Annotated in this window: 17 protein-coding genes; 5 read left to right on the top strand and 12 right to left on the bottom strand. The window is 57.1% G+C overall.

All coding sequences use genetic code 11. From position 1 onward, the window contains the following. Window positions 1–40 precede the first annotated feature (40 nt). The 6 genes from AC5RE1_RS01245 to AC5RE1_RS01220 all read right to left on the bottom strand — a co-directional run bounded on the left by AC5RE1_RS01245 (window position 41) and on the right by AC5RE1_RS01220 (window position 5,161). Window positions 41–688: a TenA family protein gene (locus tag AC5RE1_RS01245; protein WP_257878447.1), complete on the bottom strand. Its 648-nt coding sequence runs from the start codon at window positions 686–688 to the stop codon at window positions 41–43. Beyond that, the gene (thiD, locus tag AC5RE1_RS01240) at window positions 675–1,505 is read right to left on the bottom strand and encodes a bifunctional hydroxymethylpyrimidine kinase/phosphomethylpyrimidine kinase (RefSeq protein ID WP_103632923.1); all 831 of its coding nucleotides are present in this window, start codon (window positions 1,503–1,505) and stop codon (window positions 675–677) included. Before thiD ends, AC5RE1_RS01245 begins: the two co-directional genes overlap by 14 nt. Continuing rightward, on the bottom strand, window positions 1,502–2,197 hold the full coding sequence (gene thiE / locus AC5RE1_RS01235; protein WP_006680514.1) for a thiamine phosphate synthase: 696 nt from the start codon (window positions 2,195–2,197) through the stop codon (window positions 1,502–1,504). Before thiE ends, thiD begins: the two co-directional genes overlap by 4 nt. Further along, window positions 2,194–2,997, bottom strand: a complete 804-nt coding sequence (thiM, locus tag AC5RE1_RS01230) for a hydroxyethylthiazole kinase (protein WP_103632922.1) — start codon at window positions 2,995–2,997, stop codon at window positions 2,194–2,196. The genes thiE and thiM overlap by 4 nt, the downstream gene beginning before the upstream one ends. Before the next feature lie 147 nt (window positions 2,998–3,144). Further along, window positions 3,145–4,815: a hypothetical protein gene (locus AC5RE1_RS01225; protein ID WP_179370044.1), complete on the bottom strand. Its 1,671-nt coding sequence runs from the start codon at window positions 4,813–4,815 to the stop codon at window positions 3,145–3,147. A 1-nt stretch (window position 4,816) separates the two neighbouring features. After that, complete coding sequence (locus AC5RE1_RS01220) at window positions 4,817–5,161, bottom strand: hypothetical protein (RefSeq protein ID WP_006680517.1); 345 nt, start codon at window positions 5,159–5,161, stop codon at window positions 4,817–4,819. 140 nt (window positions 5,162–5,301) lie between these two features. On the opposite strand from AC5RE1_RS01220, the gene AC5RE1_RS01215 reads away from it, so the two are divergent. Then, window positions 5,302–6,072, top strand: a complete 771-nt coding sequence (locus tag AC5RE1_RS01215; RefSeq protein WP_179370045.1) for a fructosamine kinase family protein — start codon at window positions 5,302–5,304, stop codon at window positions 6,070–6,072. Window positions 6,073–6,118: 46 nt separating this feature from the next. On the opposite strand, the gene AC5RE1_RS01210 is transcribed toward AC5RE1_RS01215, so the two are convergent. Beyond that, the gene (locus AC5RE1_RS01210; RefSeq protein ID WP_179370046.1) at window positions 6,119–8,203 is read right to left on the bottom strand and encodes an acyltransferase family protein; all 2,085 of its coding nucleotides are present in this window, start codon (window positions 8,201–8,203) and stop codon (window positions 6,119–6,121) included. A 214-nt stretch (window positions 8,204–8,417) separates the two neighbouring features. Between AC5RE1_RS01210 and purB the strand changes: the two genes are divergently transcribed. Continuing rightward, window positions 8,418–9,887 carry an adenylosuccinate lyase gene (gene purB, locus AC5RE1_RS01205; RefSeq protein ID WP_006680520.1) on the top strand — a complete coding sequence of 490 codons (1,470 nt, stop codon included), beginning with the start codon at window positions 8,418–8,420 and terminating at the stop codon, window positions 9,885–9,887. Between the two features lie 107 nt (window positions 9,888–9,994). Here purB and AC5RE1_RS01200 read toward each other — a convergent pair whose 3' ends face one another. Continuing rightward, window positions 9,995–10,903 carry a DMT family transporter gene (locus AC5RE1_RS01200; protein ID WP_179370047.1) on the bottom strand — a complete coding sequence of 303 codons (909 nt, stop codon included), beginning with the start codon at window positions 10,901–10,903 and terminating at the stop codon, window positions 9,995–9,997. A gap of 276 nt (window positions 10,904–11,179) precedes the next feature. Between AC5RE1_RS01200 and AC5RE1_RS01195 the strand changes: the two genes are divergently transcribed. Beyond that, the gene (locus AC5RE1_RS01195) at window positions 11,180–11,758 is read left to right on the top strand and encodes a hypothetical protein (RefSeq protein ID WP_131367599.1); all 579 of its coding nucleotides are present in this window, start codon (window positions 11,180–11,182) and stop codon (window positions 11,756–11,758) included. Window positions 11,759–11,782: 24 nt separating this feature from the next. Here the strand turns inward: AC5RE1_RS01195 and AC5RE1_RS01190 are convergent, their stop codons facing one another. From AC5RE1_RS01190 to AC5RE1_RS01175, 4 genes are all read right to left on the bottom strand, one after another. Beyond that, window positions 11,783–12,319, bottom strand: a complete 537-nt coding sequence (locus AC5RE1_RS01190; protein WP_285067635.1) for a 3'-5' exonuclease — start codon at window positions 12,317–12,319, stop codon at window positions 11,783–11,785. 58 nt (window positions 12,320–12,377) lie between these two features. After that, window positions 12,378–14,099, bottom strand: coding sequence for a glycoside hydrolase family 13 protein (locus AC5RE1_RS01185; protein WP_218840344.1), 1,722 nt, complete (start codon window positions 14,097–14,099; stop codon window positions 12,378–12,380). An 83-nt stretch (window positions 14,100–14,182) separates the two neighbouring features. Further along, window positions 14,183–14,875, bottom strand: coding sequence for a hypothetical protein (locus AC5RE1_RS01180; RefSeq protein WP_179370050.1), 693 nt, complete (start codon window positions 14,873–14,875; stop codon window positions 14,183–14,185). Then, window positions 14,865–16,361 (bottom strand): alpha/beta hydrolase family protein, encoded by a 1,497-nt coding sequence (locus AC5RE1_RS01175; protein ID WP_179370051.1) that lies wholly within the window; start codon window positions 16,359–16,361, stop codon window positions 14,865–14,867. The genes AC5RE1_RS01180 and AC5RE1_RS01175 overlap by 11 nt, the downstream gene beginning before the upstream one ends. A gap of 190 nt (window positions 16,362–16,551) precedes the next feature. Between AC5RE1_RS01175 and AC5RE1_RS01170 the strand changes: the two genes are divergently transcribed. Together AC5RE1_RS01170 and AC5RE1_RS01165 are read left to right on the top strand one after the other, a co-directional pair. Further along, complete coding sequence (locus AC5RE1_RS01170) at window positions 16,552–16,836, top strand: metal-sensitive transcriptional regulator (protein WP_006680528.1); 285 nt, start codon at window positions 16,552–16,554, stop codon at window positions 16,834–16,836. A 48-nt stretch (window positions 16,837–16,884) separates the two neighbouring features. Beyond that, window positions 16,885–17,130, top strand: a complete 246-nt coding sequence (locus AC5RE1_RS01165; RefSeq protein ID WP_179370052.1) for a heavy-metal-associated domain-containing protein — start codon at window positions 16,885–16,887, stop codon at window positions 17,128–17,130. Window positions 17,131–17,303 lie beyond the last annotated feature (173 nt).

The raw sequence follows: 17,303 nt of genomic DNA, 5'->3' as shown, positions 1-17,303 counted from the left end.
TTCGCATCTCAGGTCGATGCAGGCGGTGACCGAGGCTCTTTCAGATTGGCCACGTCTCCATTCGCCATGCCGCGTCCCAGAACATCCATTCGTATCGGCTGGCCTGAACGAACGCGTCCCTCATGCGCTGGCGCTGGAGTTCTACAACGCCTTCGGCCACGCGGTCAACGATCCCGCGGACGATCTTGGTTTCTTCCGCAAACACGGGGTTTGCGTACATTCCAATCCAGTCACCGTAGGGGTGTTTTTCAAGGTCACCGGCAGTGTCGAGGAGCTCAGTCCCCACCACTTGGTAGATCCAGAAGCAGGGCAGAACCGCTGCGACAGCAATCCCGTATTCACCGCTGGCAAGCTGGGCAGCCAAGAAGTCAGAGTAGGCACGACACGTTGGCGAAGGCGTTGCCGCTGCCATCACGTCGACGTGCGACGCGTGGAGCTCTCGCTCAACCTTGATCGAATTCGCCGATGCTTCGGCCCAGAACACCAGGTCATCCGGATCGTGCGCAAAAGTGGCGAGACCAGCAAGAGCCTTCGCGTATGCAGCTAAATACAGGGCGTCTTGGACCATGTAGTAGTTGAATTTGTCTTGGCTGAGGCTCCCGTCACCGAGACCTCGAACGAATTGCCCCTGGTCAATCGCTTTCTTAATGGGGGCGATCTCTTCCCACAGTTCGTCAGTGAACATCATTGTCCTTCATCATGTCGTCATTCCACAGCGCGTAGAAGTGGTGGACGGGACCGTGCCCGTGTCCGACTCCAAGCTCATCAGCCTGTTCGATCGCGCCCGTCAAGTACGCCTTCGCGCGCGTGACAGCTTCGAGCCACGAGTCGCAACGCGGGCGAAGAGCCGCAATCGATGATGAGAGCGTGCATCCTGTTCCGTGCGTATTCTTCGTGTGAATACGGTGAGCGGTCAGAATATGCGGTTCTGAGTCACCTTCGCCGAGGAAGACATCGCACGCTTTCTCATCCAGGTGACCACCCTTCACCAGCGCATTCTTCACGCCTAGCTCGCGCAAAGCGAACGCTTGCTCCGTCATCTCATTGACGTTGGTTGCCCAATCGGATTCAAGAAGAACCGCTGCCTCAGCAAGATTCGGTGTAATCAAATCTGCGACAGTGCACAGCTGCCGAACAGTGGCGATAGCCTCGTTGTCCAATAGCGGATCACCCGAAGTTGCCACCATCACCGGATCAAGCACCGTGTAAGGCAACCGCGGAAGGTATTCACCAACAAGGCGTGCCAAGTCTGCAGTTGCCAGCATCCCGATCTTCGTTGCATCGGGAGCAATATCGTCAAGAACCGTGTCTAACTGGAGTTTGACGAAATCAACGGGAACCGCGTGGACTCCGGCCACGCCCTTCGTTGATTGTGCGGTCAGAGCGGTAATGACGCTCATCGCGTACGCACCATTGGCGCTCATCGCTTTCATATCAGCCTGAATACCTGCTCCACCCGAGGGATCAGATCCGGCAATCGTCAAAGCGGTCACTGTAGGAATCATCGATCACTCACCCCCGTCGCTTCCTGACGACCAGCGTCGGGAGCGCTGCTCCACGCATTCAGAAGATCGCGAGCAGCCTGCTTCGGATCCTCTGCGCAACAGATTGCCGAAACCACGGCACCACCATTCACACCACGCGCTTTCAAAGGTGCCATGTCATCGATACCAACACCACCAATAGCGACACTTGGCATAACGGCAAGGCGCGCAAGCCGTTCACACCCGTCATAGCCAAGGACATCGGGCGTATTCGTCTTCGTTGCCGTGGTGCGCAGAACCGAGAGGCCAACGTGATCTGCAACCCCTTCGCTTGCCGCAATCCGCGCCTCTTCATCAGTCCCAACAGACAATCCAAGGAACGCGACCTCGCCGATCATTTCACGCACAACCTTCGCGGGAAGATCCGATTGACCAACGTGCACACCCGCAACTGGGACACCCAATGCGCGAGCTGCGAGGAACACATCCACCCGGTCATTGACGATCACGGGAACCTGGTCGCCGACCGCATTCGCTACTTCGCAGACCTCATCAAGGAAGGGACCGCCATCGGAAGTCTTCGCGCGAAGCTGGACGCACGTTGCTCCACCTTCGACGGCGGCTTCAACCGTTTCAAGAACACTCCGCCCCATCGATTCGCACTGCTCAGCATCCGTCACCAAATAGACCCGCAGGTCAGGAGCATTCCTCATGACAGCGGAATCCTGTCAAGGTCGTCTGTCGAGACCGAGTAGAGCGAATCAAGGAAGTGCATCTGGAACGTACCCGGGCCCGACGCTTTCTCTTGAGCAATCTCACCCGCAGCAGAGTAGACGGCGTGACCGGCAGCAACCGCTTCCAGCGGCGTCACCGCACGCGTCTTCGCCGCACCGACGAAAGCAGCGAGGAACGCACCCAGCGCACAACCACCACCGGTGACGCGAGTCAGCATTTCTGCGCCACCACCAACACGAATAATCTGATCTGCGCTGACGATTGCGTCGGTTGCGCCGGAGATTGCAACAACACTGCCGTAGTTGCGCGCAATGAGCTGGGCTGCTTCGAACGCTGATTCAACCTCGTCGGAGGCATCGACACCACGACCACCAGCTCCCTCACCCGCAAGCGCGATGATTTCCGAGGCGTTACCTCGAACAACAGTCGGCCCCATTGTCACCAGCTCACGCGCAAGATCGGTGCGATGCACCAAGGCACCAACCGCAACCGGATCCAATACCCACGGAACGTCCGCTGCGACCGCAGCTGACGCGGCTTCACGAGCAGCTTCACGCTGTTCGGGGGTCGGCGTTCCCAAGTTAATCAGCAGACCGGACGCGATCGACGCAAACGGTCCCGCTTCGCCAACAATGTCGACCATTGCAGGGGCAGCGCCGATGGCCAAAAGGACGTTTGCCGTAAAGTTTGTGACCACTGAATTGGTAATGCACGAAACCAATGGGCTTGTTTCTCGGACAGCTTCAAGAGCCGAAGATACGATGGCACGATCCATCATTGACATTCCCTTCGTCAGAATTATCTCGACAGGTTCAACGGGTTTTTTCTCAGCCTGTGGCACCCCGTGTCACGCCATCACGTTAGCAGGTTGGACGCGGTTTCAGAACGGTCGTCTGCATCTGTCCACCGGTGTTTATCCGATTGTTCAGCCCTCGTCATGGATGCGCCTAGTATCGAAGACATACGCTTGAGAGGTCGTCTGCTCGGTCAAACCGAGCGATTCGATCCGATGTTCTTCCCATTCTTTAACCTCGGTAAGCCCCGGCTCATTTTGGCGATTCTCAATATCTCCTAGCAGGTTGCGGTAGGTTCCAATGTCGTGCGCAACCAGATTCTGTCCCTGTTTTTCGGCCGGGATGTACGTTTGCCCGTCAAAGTGAACGGTTGTCACTCCTTGGGAAGTCGCTCCCCCGTCGAGTGCTGGCACCAGGTCTCTGGTGTTCTCTAATGCGAGGACGTGGACGTGCGAAGGAGTCTGCGATCCGCCAATCGGGGACCCCGCTGTCAGGGCTGATACGACGTGGTAGTTCTGGTTCACGTCGCTACTGGTCGCCAGTTGAGCGGCAATAATGCCTCCTTGCGAATGACCAACGAATTCGACGGGTTCATCCGCTTTGATTCCAGCCATTTTCATCGCCTCTAGGACCGCGCGCGATTGGTCGGATTCACGCCCTGCTACCCCCTCAAAATTGGTGAGCATATCCTGCGGGTTACTTCCCCCGACGCTCCACTTCTGAGTACCTCGAATGACGACTGACCAGGACGAACGTGTTCGTGATCCACCTGGCGATGACGCATCGGAGGGAATCGGAGTGCTGTGTCGGATGATCTTGATTTGCCCTTCTTCGCCTCCTGAATTCAGTCCTGAAAGTGACTCCAACAGTTGTGATGGTTTTCGCGGAGTTTCAACCGTGGACATAGGAGTAGGGGTGCTCATTGCAAGTCGAGTATCGGGGGTAGAAGGGGTGACCACGCGCTGAGTCGGATGCGAACGGATCGCACCAACCCCCTGCCCCACTCTACCGACGATCGACAGAACGGAGAGCGCGAAAGGCGTATGCGGACTCGCCGCCAATATGGGAGCGAATCCTTCTTTCACTGCTTTGATAATCCGATGTCCTCTGCCGGCTCCCGACGAGGAGCCTGTCTGAATTTCCACGCCCGTGACATTTCCGAAGAACAGTGCACCAATTCCGGACGACCACGATGCGGCGTACCCGGCGACCTGCTTCGTTGAGCTTCCGGGCACACCGCGCCGAGCGCCGAAAAGATGCAGAACGCCGAAGGAGAACGCGTCAAGATCGCGTTCAAAACGAAGTGCCGTTAAACCATCTGAGCGCCCGAACATGAACGCCAGGATCGCTGATAGGACATCAAGGTTCCGCGAGCGCACATCCCATGTGTTTTCCCTTAGCCACTGTGCAATCATCGGAAAGCCCGGTGCAGGCTCTTTGAGGTTCGGCTGCGAAAGATTCAGGTTGAAGATGGGACTGTCGTTGTGGGTTGATGACAAAAGCGCAACCGCTCGCGAGTCTGCGCCCGAATAGATGGCTGCACAGTAGGCGATCGAGTCGGCGAATGCGGACAGTTTGGCGCGAAGATACGTCATCAACGAGGCCACTTCTTCTATCGCACTAACAGCCGTGTATGCGGTGGGGCTGAGCCCGATACCCAGGCGTGCATGATCCTGAGCCGACCGAGTGGAAGCGATCAATGCGGATAGCGACTCTTCACTCTTGCGAAGCCGGGTACATGCCATGATCAACGCATCCGTGTCAACGTGCGTTGGCCCGCTTGTCACAACAATTCTGTTCATGTCAGAACACACCTGATGACTCAGAGAACGTATGCGAAGCAAAAGAGGCAGGCGTATATGCGCCCAGCGATAACGGATTTGTTGTTTGTCCGGGCATCAGAACAACGCTGGCTAGCTGACACTCAGCAATCGCCGTGTCGAGTGCTAAAAGCGCATCATCTCCCGAGTCCATGACCACTCCGAGCTGTCCTAAAAGCACCAAGAGGTCATCTCGAGCTGCATCTGCAGCTCCACCCTGCCAGTCTTCGAAGCGCTCACATGCAACGTCGCCGTGTATGTCTTCAAGCACTTTGCATACGCTCCGCATTGATTCGCGAGCGACCTGCATATTGCCTACTTCATCCACGGATCCTCCTTCCACTCCCCACGCTAGAAGGACAGTGACAACGAGGAAAATCGAGGGAAGCAAAATTGTGGATAACCAATTTCAGGGACGAGCACCTGTGGATATCCTCGTAACAATTGCAGCCCCTAAGGAGTAACACCGTGGAAACGTTCCGGAAAACCGACCATCGACCTCAGAAGATCTCCTATGAAGTGACAGCGCTCTTATGGCTCGCGGATGCGGGCGATCAGGCAACGCGGATTGTTCCCGTGCTCGATTACGGGAAGACCTGGCTCGAAGAGCCAGTCCTGTCTCGCATCCACGCAACCCCGCGAATGGCTGAGGAATTTGGACGAGCCCTGGCGTATACGCACGCAGCGGGCGCGCCTCATTTAGGCGCTCCACCGCCCGGGCATACAACCGACGGGTGGATGGGTGAAGCTCCATTGCCTCTCTTAGCCGATGGGGGCAGTGCATCTTGGGGAGAGTACTACGCCAAATACCGGGTTGAGCCCTATATTGACTGCCCAGCTTTTAGCCAGACAGACCGCGAGCGCCTGCATCAATTCGCTGAAAAACTCGCGTCCGGGGTGTTTGATCATGACCAACCCGCTCTTGTCCGTTCCGGGGAAGTATCTCGACTTCATGGAGATCTGTGGAGCGGAAACGTCATGTGGACACCCGATGGTGTCACCCTTATTGATCCAGCAGCCCAAGGGGGTCACGGCGAAGAAGACTTGGCGATGCTCGGTGTTTTTGGTTGCCCTCATCTGGAAACAATCCGCGATGCGTACGCCGAAGCGTCACCTCTTCAGGATGGCTGGCGCGAACGCATCGGGCTTCACAGTCTTCATATTCTGATCATTCACGCCTATCTTTTTGGCGCGTCCTACCGGTCAGATGTGATGCAGATAGTGAAGAAATACGGCTAGTACAACAGGTGGGAGCCCCCGGGTCGAACACGTGCCACGTGCTGAATCAGTACGCCGATTGTGCTCCGAATTGAGAATCCGTTTCGGCACTCGCTTCACTGTCGCGCAGGGAGATCTGAAGGGCCTCGTTCAGAGCACTCCGGATTGCTTCAACGTAAATCTGGTGCCCCTGATCCGTTGCCGGGTGCACGGAGTCTCCGGCAAGATCCTCGGGGTGACGGGAAATGGGGTTCGCCCAATCGGCCGCGAACACGTTCCGGTAGCGTGTTGCTGCACGCCAAATCGTGTCATTCGCCGGCGGGATCCACGTTGTGCGAGCAGGACCGAATGCAGTGACCAGGATGAGCTTTCTCTCTGGCCCGATCTGGGCAACAAGTGCGTCAATCTGGTCGTCTGTCACGACAGCATTCGTTGCCAGTGAGATGACGACGTATTCGCGAAGCAAGCCCTGCGCATTCAAAGAATCGATGATGGGACCAGCAGCAAGAACAGAACGCGAGACCTCGGCGTCAACGTAGACACCCGGGAATGCTTCGCTGAGCGCAGCCGAAGAACCCAGGGTGACCGAGTCGCCAATAATCGTGATTTCTTCGCCAGTGACCTGTGGCTGCGTGTAGTCGTAGCGGCGGATGAACTCTGGTTCACCACTTTGTGCGCCAGACTGTGCGTCACTTTGGGTCTCGCTCTGCGACTGGTCGCCCGACGAGGCCGCATCCGCGGACTGCGAGCCGGACGTCATCGCATCGCTGGCAGGAGCCGACATTGCTCCCTGTTCAATGGCGATTTGAGCGCTCGACTGATTCGGCGAGAAGCAAAGTGCAACCGCAAACAGGGAGGCAATCACCAGTACAATCACGGCGATGACGATGCGTACTTTTCCAGTGAGTGTCAGAAAACCTGACCACACGATACGGCACCACTGAAGGAAGCCGACGCGACGAATTGGAGTCTCAATAAACCTGTACGACAGCGCGGCGAAAAGAACCGATGCCACTGACACGAGCGTTGCCGACATTGACAGACTCATCTGGGGAGCCACGTAGAAAGCGAGCACCCACAACGGCCAATGCCACAGGTAGATTCCGTAGGATCGTTCTCCCAGCCACACCAGGGGACGTAGTTCAAGCACCTTGCGAAGCAGGCGGGCAGTCCCGGCGTAGGACACGTCGGGAAGCAAGCCACGGATAGTGAACGCCGTCGTCAAAGACACGATGACCATGCCCCACGGGTACATGAAAGACTCCGGCAACACGGTCATCAGGAACATCGTGGCAAAGAATGAGATGACGCCGAAGAAGCCTATATATCCGGCATGTTTGGCGCGTTCATCGACCATTTGCATGGCGTTGGGGACGGCGAATGCGAGGGCCGCGCCGATCATCAGACCCCACAGGTGAGTGTCTGTTCCCATGTATGCGCGCGAAAGGTCTTGGCCGACTAGGACAGCGTGCCATGCGGTCGATGCTCCGCCGATTCCAAGAGCGATCCAGATTCTGAGGTGTTTCGGTAGCCGAACCAGAAGAAGGAGGATCAGTGGCCAGATGACGTAGAACTGCTGTTCAACGGCGAATGACCATGCGTTGGTCAGGAGCAGTGGCGACTGTTGCTCGAAGTAAGAGGCGCCGGAGATGATTTCAAGCCAGTTGTACGTGCCGGTGAGCACGCCGACGACTTGGCGAGGGAGCGCAACTAGCGCATCCGTCCCGCTGAGCAGAGCAAGGATTCCCGCACCAATACACGTCGTGACCGCCGCCGGGACAAGACGCCTGAAACGTCGAATCCAGAAATGACCGATCCCAAGTGAACCAGTTGAATCCAATCGGTCTATCAGCAACAAGGTGATGAGGAAGCCCGATAGGACGAAGAAAATGTCGACGCCCGCGAACCCGGCTTTCGCATACTGCGGGAGCAGGTGATAGACCAGAACAAACATCGCTGCGATGCCACGAATGCCGTCGAGTCCCTGCAAGCGTCGTCGAGTTGTCAGAGTTGGCGTCGGTTCCGATGGGGTGGACGAGGCCGCGCCTACTGACGAATCCCCTTCGTTGTCCGAGTGCGCGGACTGAAAACCACCACCGGATTGACCGGAGGATTCAAAAGCACTCGGGCTCGGAGTATGGGGGTTCGTCACGCCCAAGATTTTAGAGTATCCACCATCGGGACACCCCATCGGGTGACGCACCTCAAAAGGTCAGACCCTCTCACGTTGAGTGGCCTCATCCCCTATCGACCTGCGGATACACTGTCCCGCTGACTATTCACGCGCACCCGAATATGTCCGGCATCATCACTTTCGTTACGCAACACCGTTTCTTAACCACGCGCCAACATGAAAAGATGACACTATGAGCGCAAACTGGATTTCCCTTTTCTCTACCGATCATGGTTACGCCGATCTGGCAGCATCTGGCGAACCTTTGTCTCCGCTTGACGGCCGCTACCGCGCAGCCGTTGCACCTCTTGCGAATTACCTGTCCGAAGCCGGCTTGAATCGTGCGCGCATACACGTCGAGATTGAGTGGCTGATCCACCTGCTCGACAACACCGTCCTTCCTGGCGCGCCGACCCTGACCGACGCTGAACGCGACTACCTGCGCGCACTGCCCCGCGATTTTTCCGCCGACCACATCAAACGTCTCGGCGAATTCGAGGCCGTCACCCGTCACGACGTGAAGGCCGTCGAGTACCTGATCCGCGAGCATCTGGAGAAGGCCACCGGGGTCCTCGGCCCCGATTCCTCGCTTCCGCACCTGCGCGAGGTCGTCCACATTTTCTGCACCTCGGAAGACATCAACAACCTCGCCTACGCGCTCACCATCAAGGCTGGCATCGAGCAGGTGTGGCTGCCCGCCGCCCGCGAACTGCAGGCTCGACTGCTGCGCCTCGCTGAAGCCGGCGCAGACGCTCCGATGCTGGCACACACGCACGGTCAGCCTGCAACGCCCGTCACCATGGGCAAGGAAATGGCCGTGTTTGCCCACCGTTTCGCTCGTCAGCTGGCACGCATCGAAAACACCGAATACTTGGGCAAGATCAACGGCGCCACGGGAACTTGGGCAGCGCACGTCGTTTCCGTCCCGAACGCTGATTGGCCGGTCCTCGCTCGCAACTTCGTCGAAGGTTTGGGCCTGACCTGGAATCCGCTGACCACACAGATCGAATCTCACGACTGGCAAGCAGAGCTCTACTCCGATGTTGCGCGCGCCGGACGTATCGCACACAACCTGGCAACCGACTGCTGGACCTACATTTCGATGGGCTACTTCCACCAGAACCTCGCAGCCCAGGGCTCCACCGGTTCGTCGACTATGCCCCACAAGGTGAACCCGATTCGCTTCGAGAATGCCGAAGCGAACCTGGAAGTCTCGTGCGCACTGCTCGATTCCTTGGCATCGACGCTGGTCACCTCGCGTATGCAGCGTGACCTGACCGACTCGACGACCCAGCGCAATATCGGTGTTGGCCTTGGGCACTCGATCCTCGCGTTCTTCAACCTGGTTCGTGGCCTTGACGGCATCGACATTGACGTTAACCGTATGGCTGCCGACCTGGATGCGAACTGGGAAGTTCTCGGCGAAGCGGTTCAGCAGGTCATGCGCACAGCGTCGATCGCCGGCGCGACCGGAATGACGAACCCGTACGAGCGCCTGAAGGAGCTGACCCGTGGCCACGAGGTCGGGGCCACCGAAATGCGTGAGTTTATCGCCGGCCTTGGGTTGCCCGCTAAAGAAGAAGCTCGCCTTTGTGCTCTCACACCCGCAACCTACATCGGTCTGTCGACCGAAATGGCGCACTGGGTGAACGACGAACGCTGATCCGACTGATCGCATTAGTTTCGGGAGTGAGCAATCTGCTCACTCCCGAAACTTTTACACCTTGACCTTTGAATCGATGCGCTAGCGACTGGGCGCGATCGAAACAATCAGGACACGGAACTCGAATCTTCCGAGACCACCACTCCCTCATCTGCGGTCGAAGACTTCCGTGGAGCGAGCTCTGCCAAGAGCATCGCGCCCACCACCAGCGAACCACCTGCGAACAGTCGCCACGTCAAATGCTCGCCACCAAAGAGGATCGCGAAGATCGCTGCGAACACGGGCTCCGTCGTCATAATGACCGCGGCACTAGTCGCAGGAATTCTTGACTGCGCCCATGTTTGAAGTCCCACAGTTACGATGCCGGCAATGACCGCCATGTAGATCATGACCGTCCAGCCGTTGATTCCCGACGGCAGGACGATTCCACCTGGCAAGGCTGAAACACCACAGATCACACCAAGAGCAATCAGCTGAATGGTTGCCAAATCAAGACCGGATTCCTGACCAGCCCACTGATCAAGAAGCACAATATGAACGGCAAACAACACAGCCGAAATGAAGGTCAGTCCCTCACCAAGCCCGACGCTCAAACCGTTCAGAGACAAAATCGACAGTCCAGTAAACGCCAAGACCAGCGCAAACACGACGGGTTTTGAAACCGGCGTCCGGAACGCGATGAAAAGCAACAGTGGCGTCAGGATCACGTACATGCCCGTAATAAAACCGGACACCGACGCATCTGCCGTCTCCAGGCCAATCGTCTGCACGATTTGCGCCACGGCGAAGACCGTGCCCGCCATCAATCCGCGCTTCCACGTGGTGACAGGAGCTCGCAGAAGTGTGCGGCCTCGTAAAACAAAAATCACCAGCGCTGCAATGAAGAAGCGGACGCCCAGGAAGTCCAGCGTCGGAATCGCCGTCAGGATCCCCTTGATGATGAAGAACGTCGAGCCCCAGATCGCCGTCACACAGATCAGGGCCAGCATTGCAATGCCATCAACTCGGGTTTTCATCACGCCAGCCTAAACCAGGCGCTTGCACCGGCGCGCGCACGTCCACTTGAAGGTTCGGTATCGAAACACAACACTGCGACGAAACCACTTGCCAGGCGTTGCACTGATTGACACCATCAATTTATGACAGTGTCGCAGCAAGAACTCCTAGTGAGCCACATTTCCATGGCCAGGCTCAAGCCGTATTTGAAGCGCACGGGAGGGGACATTCCCAAAAGCCTGGAACTATACTGTTGGCACGCCGAACTGGCGTCCGATGTTCATTTCATTCTGGGAATGACCGAAGTTTTTGTTCGCAACGCGATGGATCGGCAACTTCAGGCGTGGAACCGCAAACAGGACCCTGAAGCGACCAGTTGGCTTCTTGAGGATCCAGCTCCCCCGCTCGATAAGCTCTCTGCTTCAAAGCGAAGCCAAGCGTTGAACTGGGCGAATAAGGAATCTAAACAAAAACCGAAGACTCACTCTCGCAAAGACCAGCCATCGCATGATGACGTCCTGTCCTGCGTCATGTTTGGAATGTGGGCGGATCTTCTTCCTCATCATGGGACAAGCACACCGTCAGATTTGGCCGGCTTGGAGGCAGAGAAGCATCGTCGCGCGTTGTGGAAACAGTGTCTGATTCACGCTTTCCCGAATGAGAAGGACCCCGACGGGTCAATCACCTACGGAAGGGTGGCGCGCCTCCACAATCTGCGTAACCGCGTTGCGCACATGGAGTTCCTGTTAGACGACGACATTGACGCGCGCATGCATGATGCCTTCAAGTTGCTTGAGTCGATCGATCATCGCATTGCCGTGTGGGTCGGTTCAAAGAGCACGGTAAAAGACACCTTGAGCAGGTGCCCCATCTAAGAATGCGCTGGCTGAAGGCTGTTTTCAGGGGGCAAGAGCGCCGTGCAGATCATCGCGGGACGCAAGGTGCCTGACGATTCGCGCACAAGCGTGAGCATCGGAACCCGCTTCGTGGTGATTCAGACTAAAGGTCGGGTCACATTCGTGAAGAACAGTCGGCAACCTGTAGTTTTCGAGGCCCGGAAGCATTCGTCGTGCCGTCAAATACGAGCAGAAAAAATGCTGGGGCAAAGAAAGTATCCCAAAGTAGTCGTCCAAGTCTTTCCAGACTCGAGCGTCGAACATCGCGTTATGAGCGTAGACGGGGAGATCGCCAACGAAGCGTGCGATCTGGTCAGCGATCTGATCCCACATTGGAGCCGTCGCTACTTGACGCGGGCCGATTCCGTGAAGCCATGTGAATTCGAACCGGCTATAACCCTGCGGGGGCTGAATGAAGGTCGAGAATTCGTCAGTCACCTGCCCGTCTTCCATTTTCACCAATGCCACCTGGCAGGCGGAGACTCCGCCACCGCGATTAGCAGTTTCGAAATCGACGGCAACAAAAGACGGTTGCGTCAAGAAGTGCAGGTTGGGAATGTATTTCGCATTAAAAGACCGGCGCGACCGTGTTCTCTGTTCACTCAGTGTCAGCACCCCCATTCAGTGACCACCAGGATGTTGAGTCGGCGGGCAAACACCACGTGCGAGAATCAAAATCGGTGACATCTGCCAGTGACATTCCGTTATCCAACAGGTGCACGTCACAGTCGGCAACCGCAGTATTCAGGAGTATCTGGGCACCTTGAGGGACCTGGACCTCAACATCTTCTCCACCTGTATTCGTCGCGCAGAACAGTCTTCCCGCGCTGAACGCCAGAACTTCTTCGGGAACCTGATCAGCCCAGTGCACACGGTGCGCTGACCCAACAAGTTGGCGTCGGAGTCCACCCAATCGCATGTACAAAGACAGCATCGATGTTGGATCCTCACCTTGTTCGTCACGTGCCCACGCTCGGAATTCTTCAGGTTGAGGTAGCCACGGAGCAGAAGCCCCATCGGGCCCAAAACCCATTGACGATCCGCACTTCTTCCACGGCAGGGGGACGCGACAGCCATCGCGGCCTCGTTGCTGGCCATTCGTTCGAATCCACATCGGGTCTTGCCTGGCCCAATCGGGAAGATCGAGTACTTCTGGAAGTCCGAGTTCTTCACCCTGATACACGTAGACCGTTCCCGGCAGAGCGAAAAGCAACGCGGTTGCTGCGCGCGCACGACGCTTGCCCAGCGCAGTATTCACGGGAGTATCTCGACGGGCATCTGCCAGCATGTCGAAAGGATCGGGGTCTTTGTCGATGCGTTCCTGACCCAAGCGGGTAACCAGGCGGTGAACATCATGGTTCGCCAACGCCCACGCGGGCCCATCTTCTTGCCCGGCAACCGCGAAGGATTGCTCAATCGAGCGACGCAACCTATACGCAAACCAAGGCTGAACCAGCAGGTCAAACGCAAATGACTGCTGAAGATGCCCAGGAGCTGTAAAACGAGTGAAAACCTCGGGATCATTGACCCACGCTTCGCCGACAAAATACTTCGGCGGATCGTAGGATTCGGCAAGCTGACGCCACTGGCTATAGATTTCGAAGAGCTCCGGCTGGGTCCACAAACCCGATTGGTCCGCGTGCGTACCGCGCGGAATCGGAAGGGACTTCACCATGCCGTGTGCAACATCGATACGGAACCCATCGACTCCACGGTCAAACCAGAATCGCAGAATATCGAGGAATGCGGTGCGAACATCCTGGTTGCGCCAGTTGAAATCAGGTTGCCTGGAATCAAAGAGATGCAGATACCACTGAGGGTTTTCGGTCCCATCGTCTAAGCGATCCCAGGCTGAGCCACCGAAAACCGACGGCCAGTCATTCGGTGGCTGACTCCCGTCACCTTCCCCGTCGGCAAAGATAAAACGATCGCGTTCGGGTGAGCCGGGACCTGCGGAAATAGCGTCGATGAACCACTGGTGTTCGCTGGAACAGTGGTTGGGGACGATATCCATCAGCACGCGAATATCCCGCGTGTGAGCGTGCGCGACCAGCTGATCGAAATCGGCCAGAGTTCCATAGTCGGGCAAAATCTGACGATAATCCGCAATGTCGTAGCCGTGGTCGTGTTGCGGAGATAGATAGCAGGGGTTCAGCCAAATCGCGTTAACGCCCAGCTTCGCCAGATCGTCCAGCGACTGCGTAACCCCCGGCAGGTCACCAATCCCGTCGCCGTTCGAGTCACGAAATGAGCGGACATAGACCTGATATGCGACCGCACCGCGCCACCATGCTCCATTGTGTTCCTGGTGAGCAGTCATTCCGACCCCCGATCTGATAGTCCCGTTGTGCTCCGCGCACTCCACTATTGTCCATCAGACCATGGAGAAACCGAATTTCGTTGTTACGGGCGCCAGTTCCGATCCGACGCGGGAGCACCGTATCGCTCGAACAGGTCGGTGGGTCGAGCGGTTCCGTCTTCGAATCCCAGTAGCGTCATATCCGCCATCACTATCGACGAGGCCGCACCCGTTTCGCTCATGTCCAGAGCATCTGCGGATATAGAGTTCTGGTCTGTCTGCCCCGCTGTGTCACAGTCGGCATCGGCTAGAACCTGCGCCATAATACGACCACGGATAGCGAGTGGAGCTAGTTCACCATTGTCCCAGACAGCGTGGGTCGCCCCATCAAGGATCTCTCTCAAGTCATCTTCTTGGCACTCAGCTCCGTCGGTATCAAGCGTGATATCGAAAGTCACCAGCGCCGGTTTCCCGAAACCTTCCCCCACGTTCACCGACACATCGAAGTGAATGTCTTTCCCGCATTTTTCAGTGAGAACATCATCGATCCCCGCTTCGATCAAAGTTTCAAAACGGTCTGATCGGCCTCGTCGACGTGTCGGCTTCATTGCACGAAAGGCGATACCTGCACCCAACGCGCCAACGCCCAAGACCCCGATCAGCAGAGGGCTTCCGATCTGCGGAATCTGAGATTTCTTGCCGTTGCCGGCTGAAGGTACCCTTTGGCGCGACATGGCAGCCATCCGCATCCTCCGTCCGATTTCGGACAATTCTGGGCCTGTGGATTCACTCGTCATTGGGTGTCCTTTCCAGGGAGGGGAAGTCATTCACAGTCGATGTGAGTAGCGCCCCTTCATCGGAGTCACTGGATGCAACTGAGACGGTGGCGCACGATGAGGAGGGTGGCCAAGAAACATCGAATTCCACGGGAGTGACGGAATCGTCTTTTGCAAGCGTTACCACCGGGTCGAATGTCTCAAAAGAGGTCGGCGTTGTGACGTCCTGCCAGATTTCGTAAAACATGACGCGCGTGACCTCGTCATCTTGAGGAAGAAAATCCTGCAGTGCAGCAACAGCGGACGCGGTTCGACCCCACGGATTGACCGTCACCATGCGCTCCAAATAGCGCACTGTTTCGGTGTACGTTGCCGACGAATGGGCGTAATAGAGAGGCTGGCGACGCGGTCGCACCAACTTACGACCGATCGCGACTCGGTGATCAGCCTGACGCGCCGGAGTTCCATCCATCGACGGGATAACGTCCTGGTCGTGAGCCAGCGACACCATGGTGACGTCCGGGCGAATCCGATACCTGCGCGCCGGTGCTCCCGTCGCCAGGATTGCTTGCACATCTAGGCCGGCCGTCTTGGGATTCATCGATGCCAACACGGTCGCAATCAATCCCCCCTGCGAATGACCGCAGATCAGCACCGGTTCCGTTGCATACTCTTCCGGGTTAAGCCCATCGCGTTTCATTGCATCGTGGATCGCCATGACAAGCCCACTGCGCATATTCGATTCGATACCGATCATTTCGCGGATGTTTGATTCCATATCCGCCGGATTCGCGTTCGATTCGAAGTCCATATGCGCCGTTCCAGGCAGGGATACCAGCCACCTGCGGGCTTCCCCTTCACCGACGCGGGTTATTTTCACCGTGTTCCCGTCGGTCATCGACCAGTACATGTCGTCGATATCGACGCATAGATCACTCAGACTCTGGGGGGCTTGCCAGCGACGAAGTGCAGCTGTGGCGTGTCCGGCTGGGGGATCAATGGACGAGGCTTCGGCTGAATCTGCGATCACTTGGGCGTGAACAGGGCCGGAATGAATGTAGCCCACGGCCGTTCCGATCGACAGCATTCCGGTCATCAATGTGTCGTATGCGCGTTTGGGAACAAGAGGAAGTGCTTGAGCTGCTCGTTTCCCCATTGGACTATCGGGTTCAAGGGCGATACGAGCACGCATCACCGTCTTTGCCACGTGGGAAACGGCCTGCGCACTACCGGCGAGGAAGCGGACGAAGAGCGTATCAAGACCGGGTTCGTCGAAGAAAAGGCGTTGCGAGCGCTCAGATGAATCGTCGCCCATCGATTGAGAGGCGTGGCGAGCTTTTTGTCGCATCTCTTCAGAGAGGGCGGGTAGTTCTGATACAAGACCTAATGCTCCGGAGGCAAGGAGTGCTGGCACCAAAGGAATCAGGCGCATGGCGGTGTAAGCGGGAGAAAACGACTGGGGAACACGGCGAGGCGCATAGATGCGTGGTGTACGACGATGCGCCATGGCTTCTCCTTTCCCCGCGGTTCCTTATCTTTCAAGCGTAGTGCGGTCAGCAAAAGGCGCAATCGGGGACAACCCCTGTTTATTTGCCTGTTCCCTGAATTCCACACGTACCGTGGCAAACTTCAACCATTGACACTCATACCCCCTAGGGGTATCTTCATTTTAGAAGGACAAGCAGGAAAGGCGACCCATGGCATACGGATATTCAGCCTCCACTGACCGTTATCTGGCCAGACTCCGCCGTATTGAAGGACAGGTTCGCGGACTCCAGCGCATGGTCAGCGAAAACGAGTACTGCATCGACATCATTACGCAGATGTCCGCCGTCCAATCAGCGCTCAATTCCGTTGCCATCGGCCTGCTAGAAGACCACATGAACCACTGCGTCGTCCACGCCGCCAAAGAATCCGACGAAGCCGCGCACGAAAAGATTGAAGAGGCCACCAAGGCAATCGCCCGGCTCATCAAGTCCTGAACCAACTACTACTGTGCACGATCCAGCCACAACAACAAGGAGAACGCCATGACCATGGAAATCGATCGCACCGTTGAACTCGCCGTTAATGGCCTGACCTGCGAACACTGCGTCCAGTCCGTCACCGAGGAACTATCCGAAGTTGCCGGCGTGAAGAACGTTGACGTCATCCTCAACTCTGGTGCCACCTCCAAGGTCACCCTCGTATCCGACGTTGCCCTTGACGATGATGCCCTGCGTGAAGCCGTGTCCGAAGCAGGCTTCGAGCTGGTCAGCATCACCCGCGACTTCTGAGACCCTCGGGCGCGGGCGATGCCCGCGCCCAACCTCGTTCCTCAAAACTGGCCGGCACCTGGCCCAACATAACGCGCCACGTCCTCGACCACCTCCCTTCCGCGCCCGGACACCCACGACCGCCCGCGGGCACACCACCAGTCGGCATGCCCACAAACTCAGCCTTCGTGACA

This window comes from Actinotignum sp. usb-actsch-rep-73, from assembly GCF_059082735.1.
The sequence above is the reverse complement of the archived record's forward strand: the minus strand, read 5'-3'. Positions and strand labels throughout refer to the sequence as shown.

Bases quoted from the DNA above. Each gene is read 5' to 3' on its own strand.
- AC5RE1_RS01245 (WP_257878447.1), bottom strand. From the start codon at position 688: ATGATGTTCACTGACGAACTGTGGGAAGAGATCGCCCCCATTAAGAAA.
- thiD (WP_103632923.1), bottom strand. From the start codon at position 1,505: ATGATTCCTACAGTGACCGCTTTGACGATTGCCGGATCTGATCCCTCG.
- thiE (WP_006680514.1), bottom strand. From the start codon at position 2,197: ATGAGGAATGCTCCTGACCTGCGGGTCTATTTGGTGACGGATGCTGAG.
- thiM (WP_103632922.1), bottom strand. From the start codon at position 2,997: ATGATGGATCGTGCCATCGTATCTTCGGCTCTTGAAGCTGTCCGAGAA.
- AC5RE1_RS01225 (WP_179370044.1), bottom strand. From the start codon at position 4,815: ATGAACAGAATTGTTGTGACAAGCGGGCCAACGCACGTTGACACGGAT.
- purB (WP_006680520.1), top strand. From the start codon at position 8,418: ATGAGCGCAAACTGGATTTCCCTTTTCTCTACCGATCATGGTTACGCC.
- AC5RE1_RS01200 (WP_179370047.1), bottom strand. From the start codon at position 10,903: ATGAAAACCCGAGTTGATGGCATTGCAATGCTGGCCCTGATCTGTGTG.
- AC5RE1_RS01195 (WP_131367599.1), top strand. From the start codon at position 11,180: ATGACCGAAGTTTTTGTTCGCAACGCGATGGATCGGCAACTTCAGGCG.
- AC5RE1_RS01185 (WP_218840344.1), bottom strand. From the start codon at position 14,099: ATGACTGCTCACCAGGAACACAATGGAGCATGGTGGCGCGGTGCGGTC.
- AC5RE1_RS01180 (WP_179370050.1), bottom strand. From the start codon at position 14,875: ATGACGAGTGAATCCACAGGCCCAGAATTGTCCGAAATCGGACGGAGG.
- AC5RE1_RS01175 (WP_179370051.1), bottom strand. From the start codon at position 16,361: ATGGCGCATCGTCGTACACCACGCATCTATGCGCCTCGCCGTGTTCCC.
- AC5RE1_RS01170 (WP_006680528.1), top strand. From the start codon at position 16,552: ATGGCATACGGATATTCAGCCTCCACTGACCGTTATCTGGCCAGACTC.
- AC5RE1_RS01165 (WP_179370052.1), top strand. From the start codon at position 16,885: ATGACCATGGAAATCGATCGCACCGTTGAACTCGCCGTTAATGGCCTG.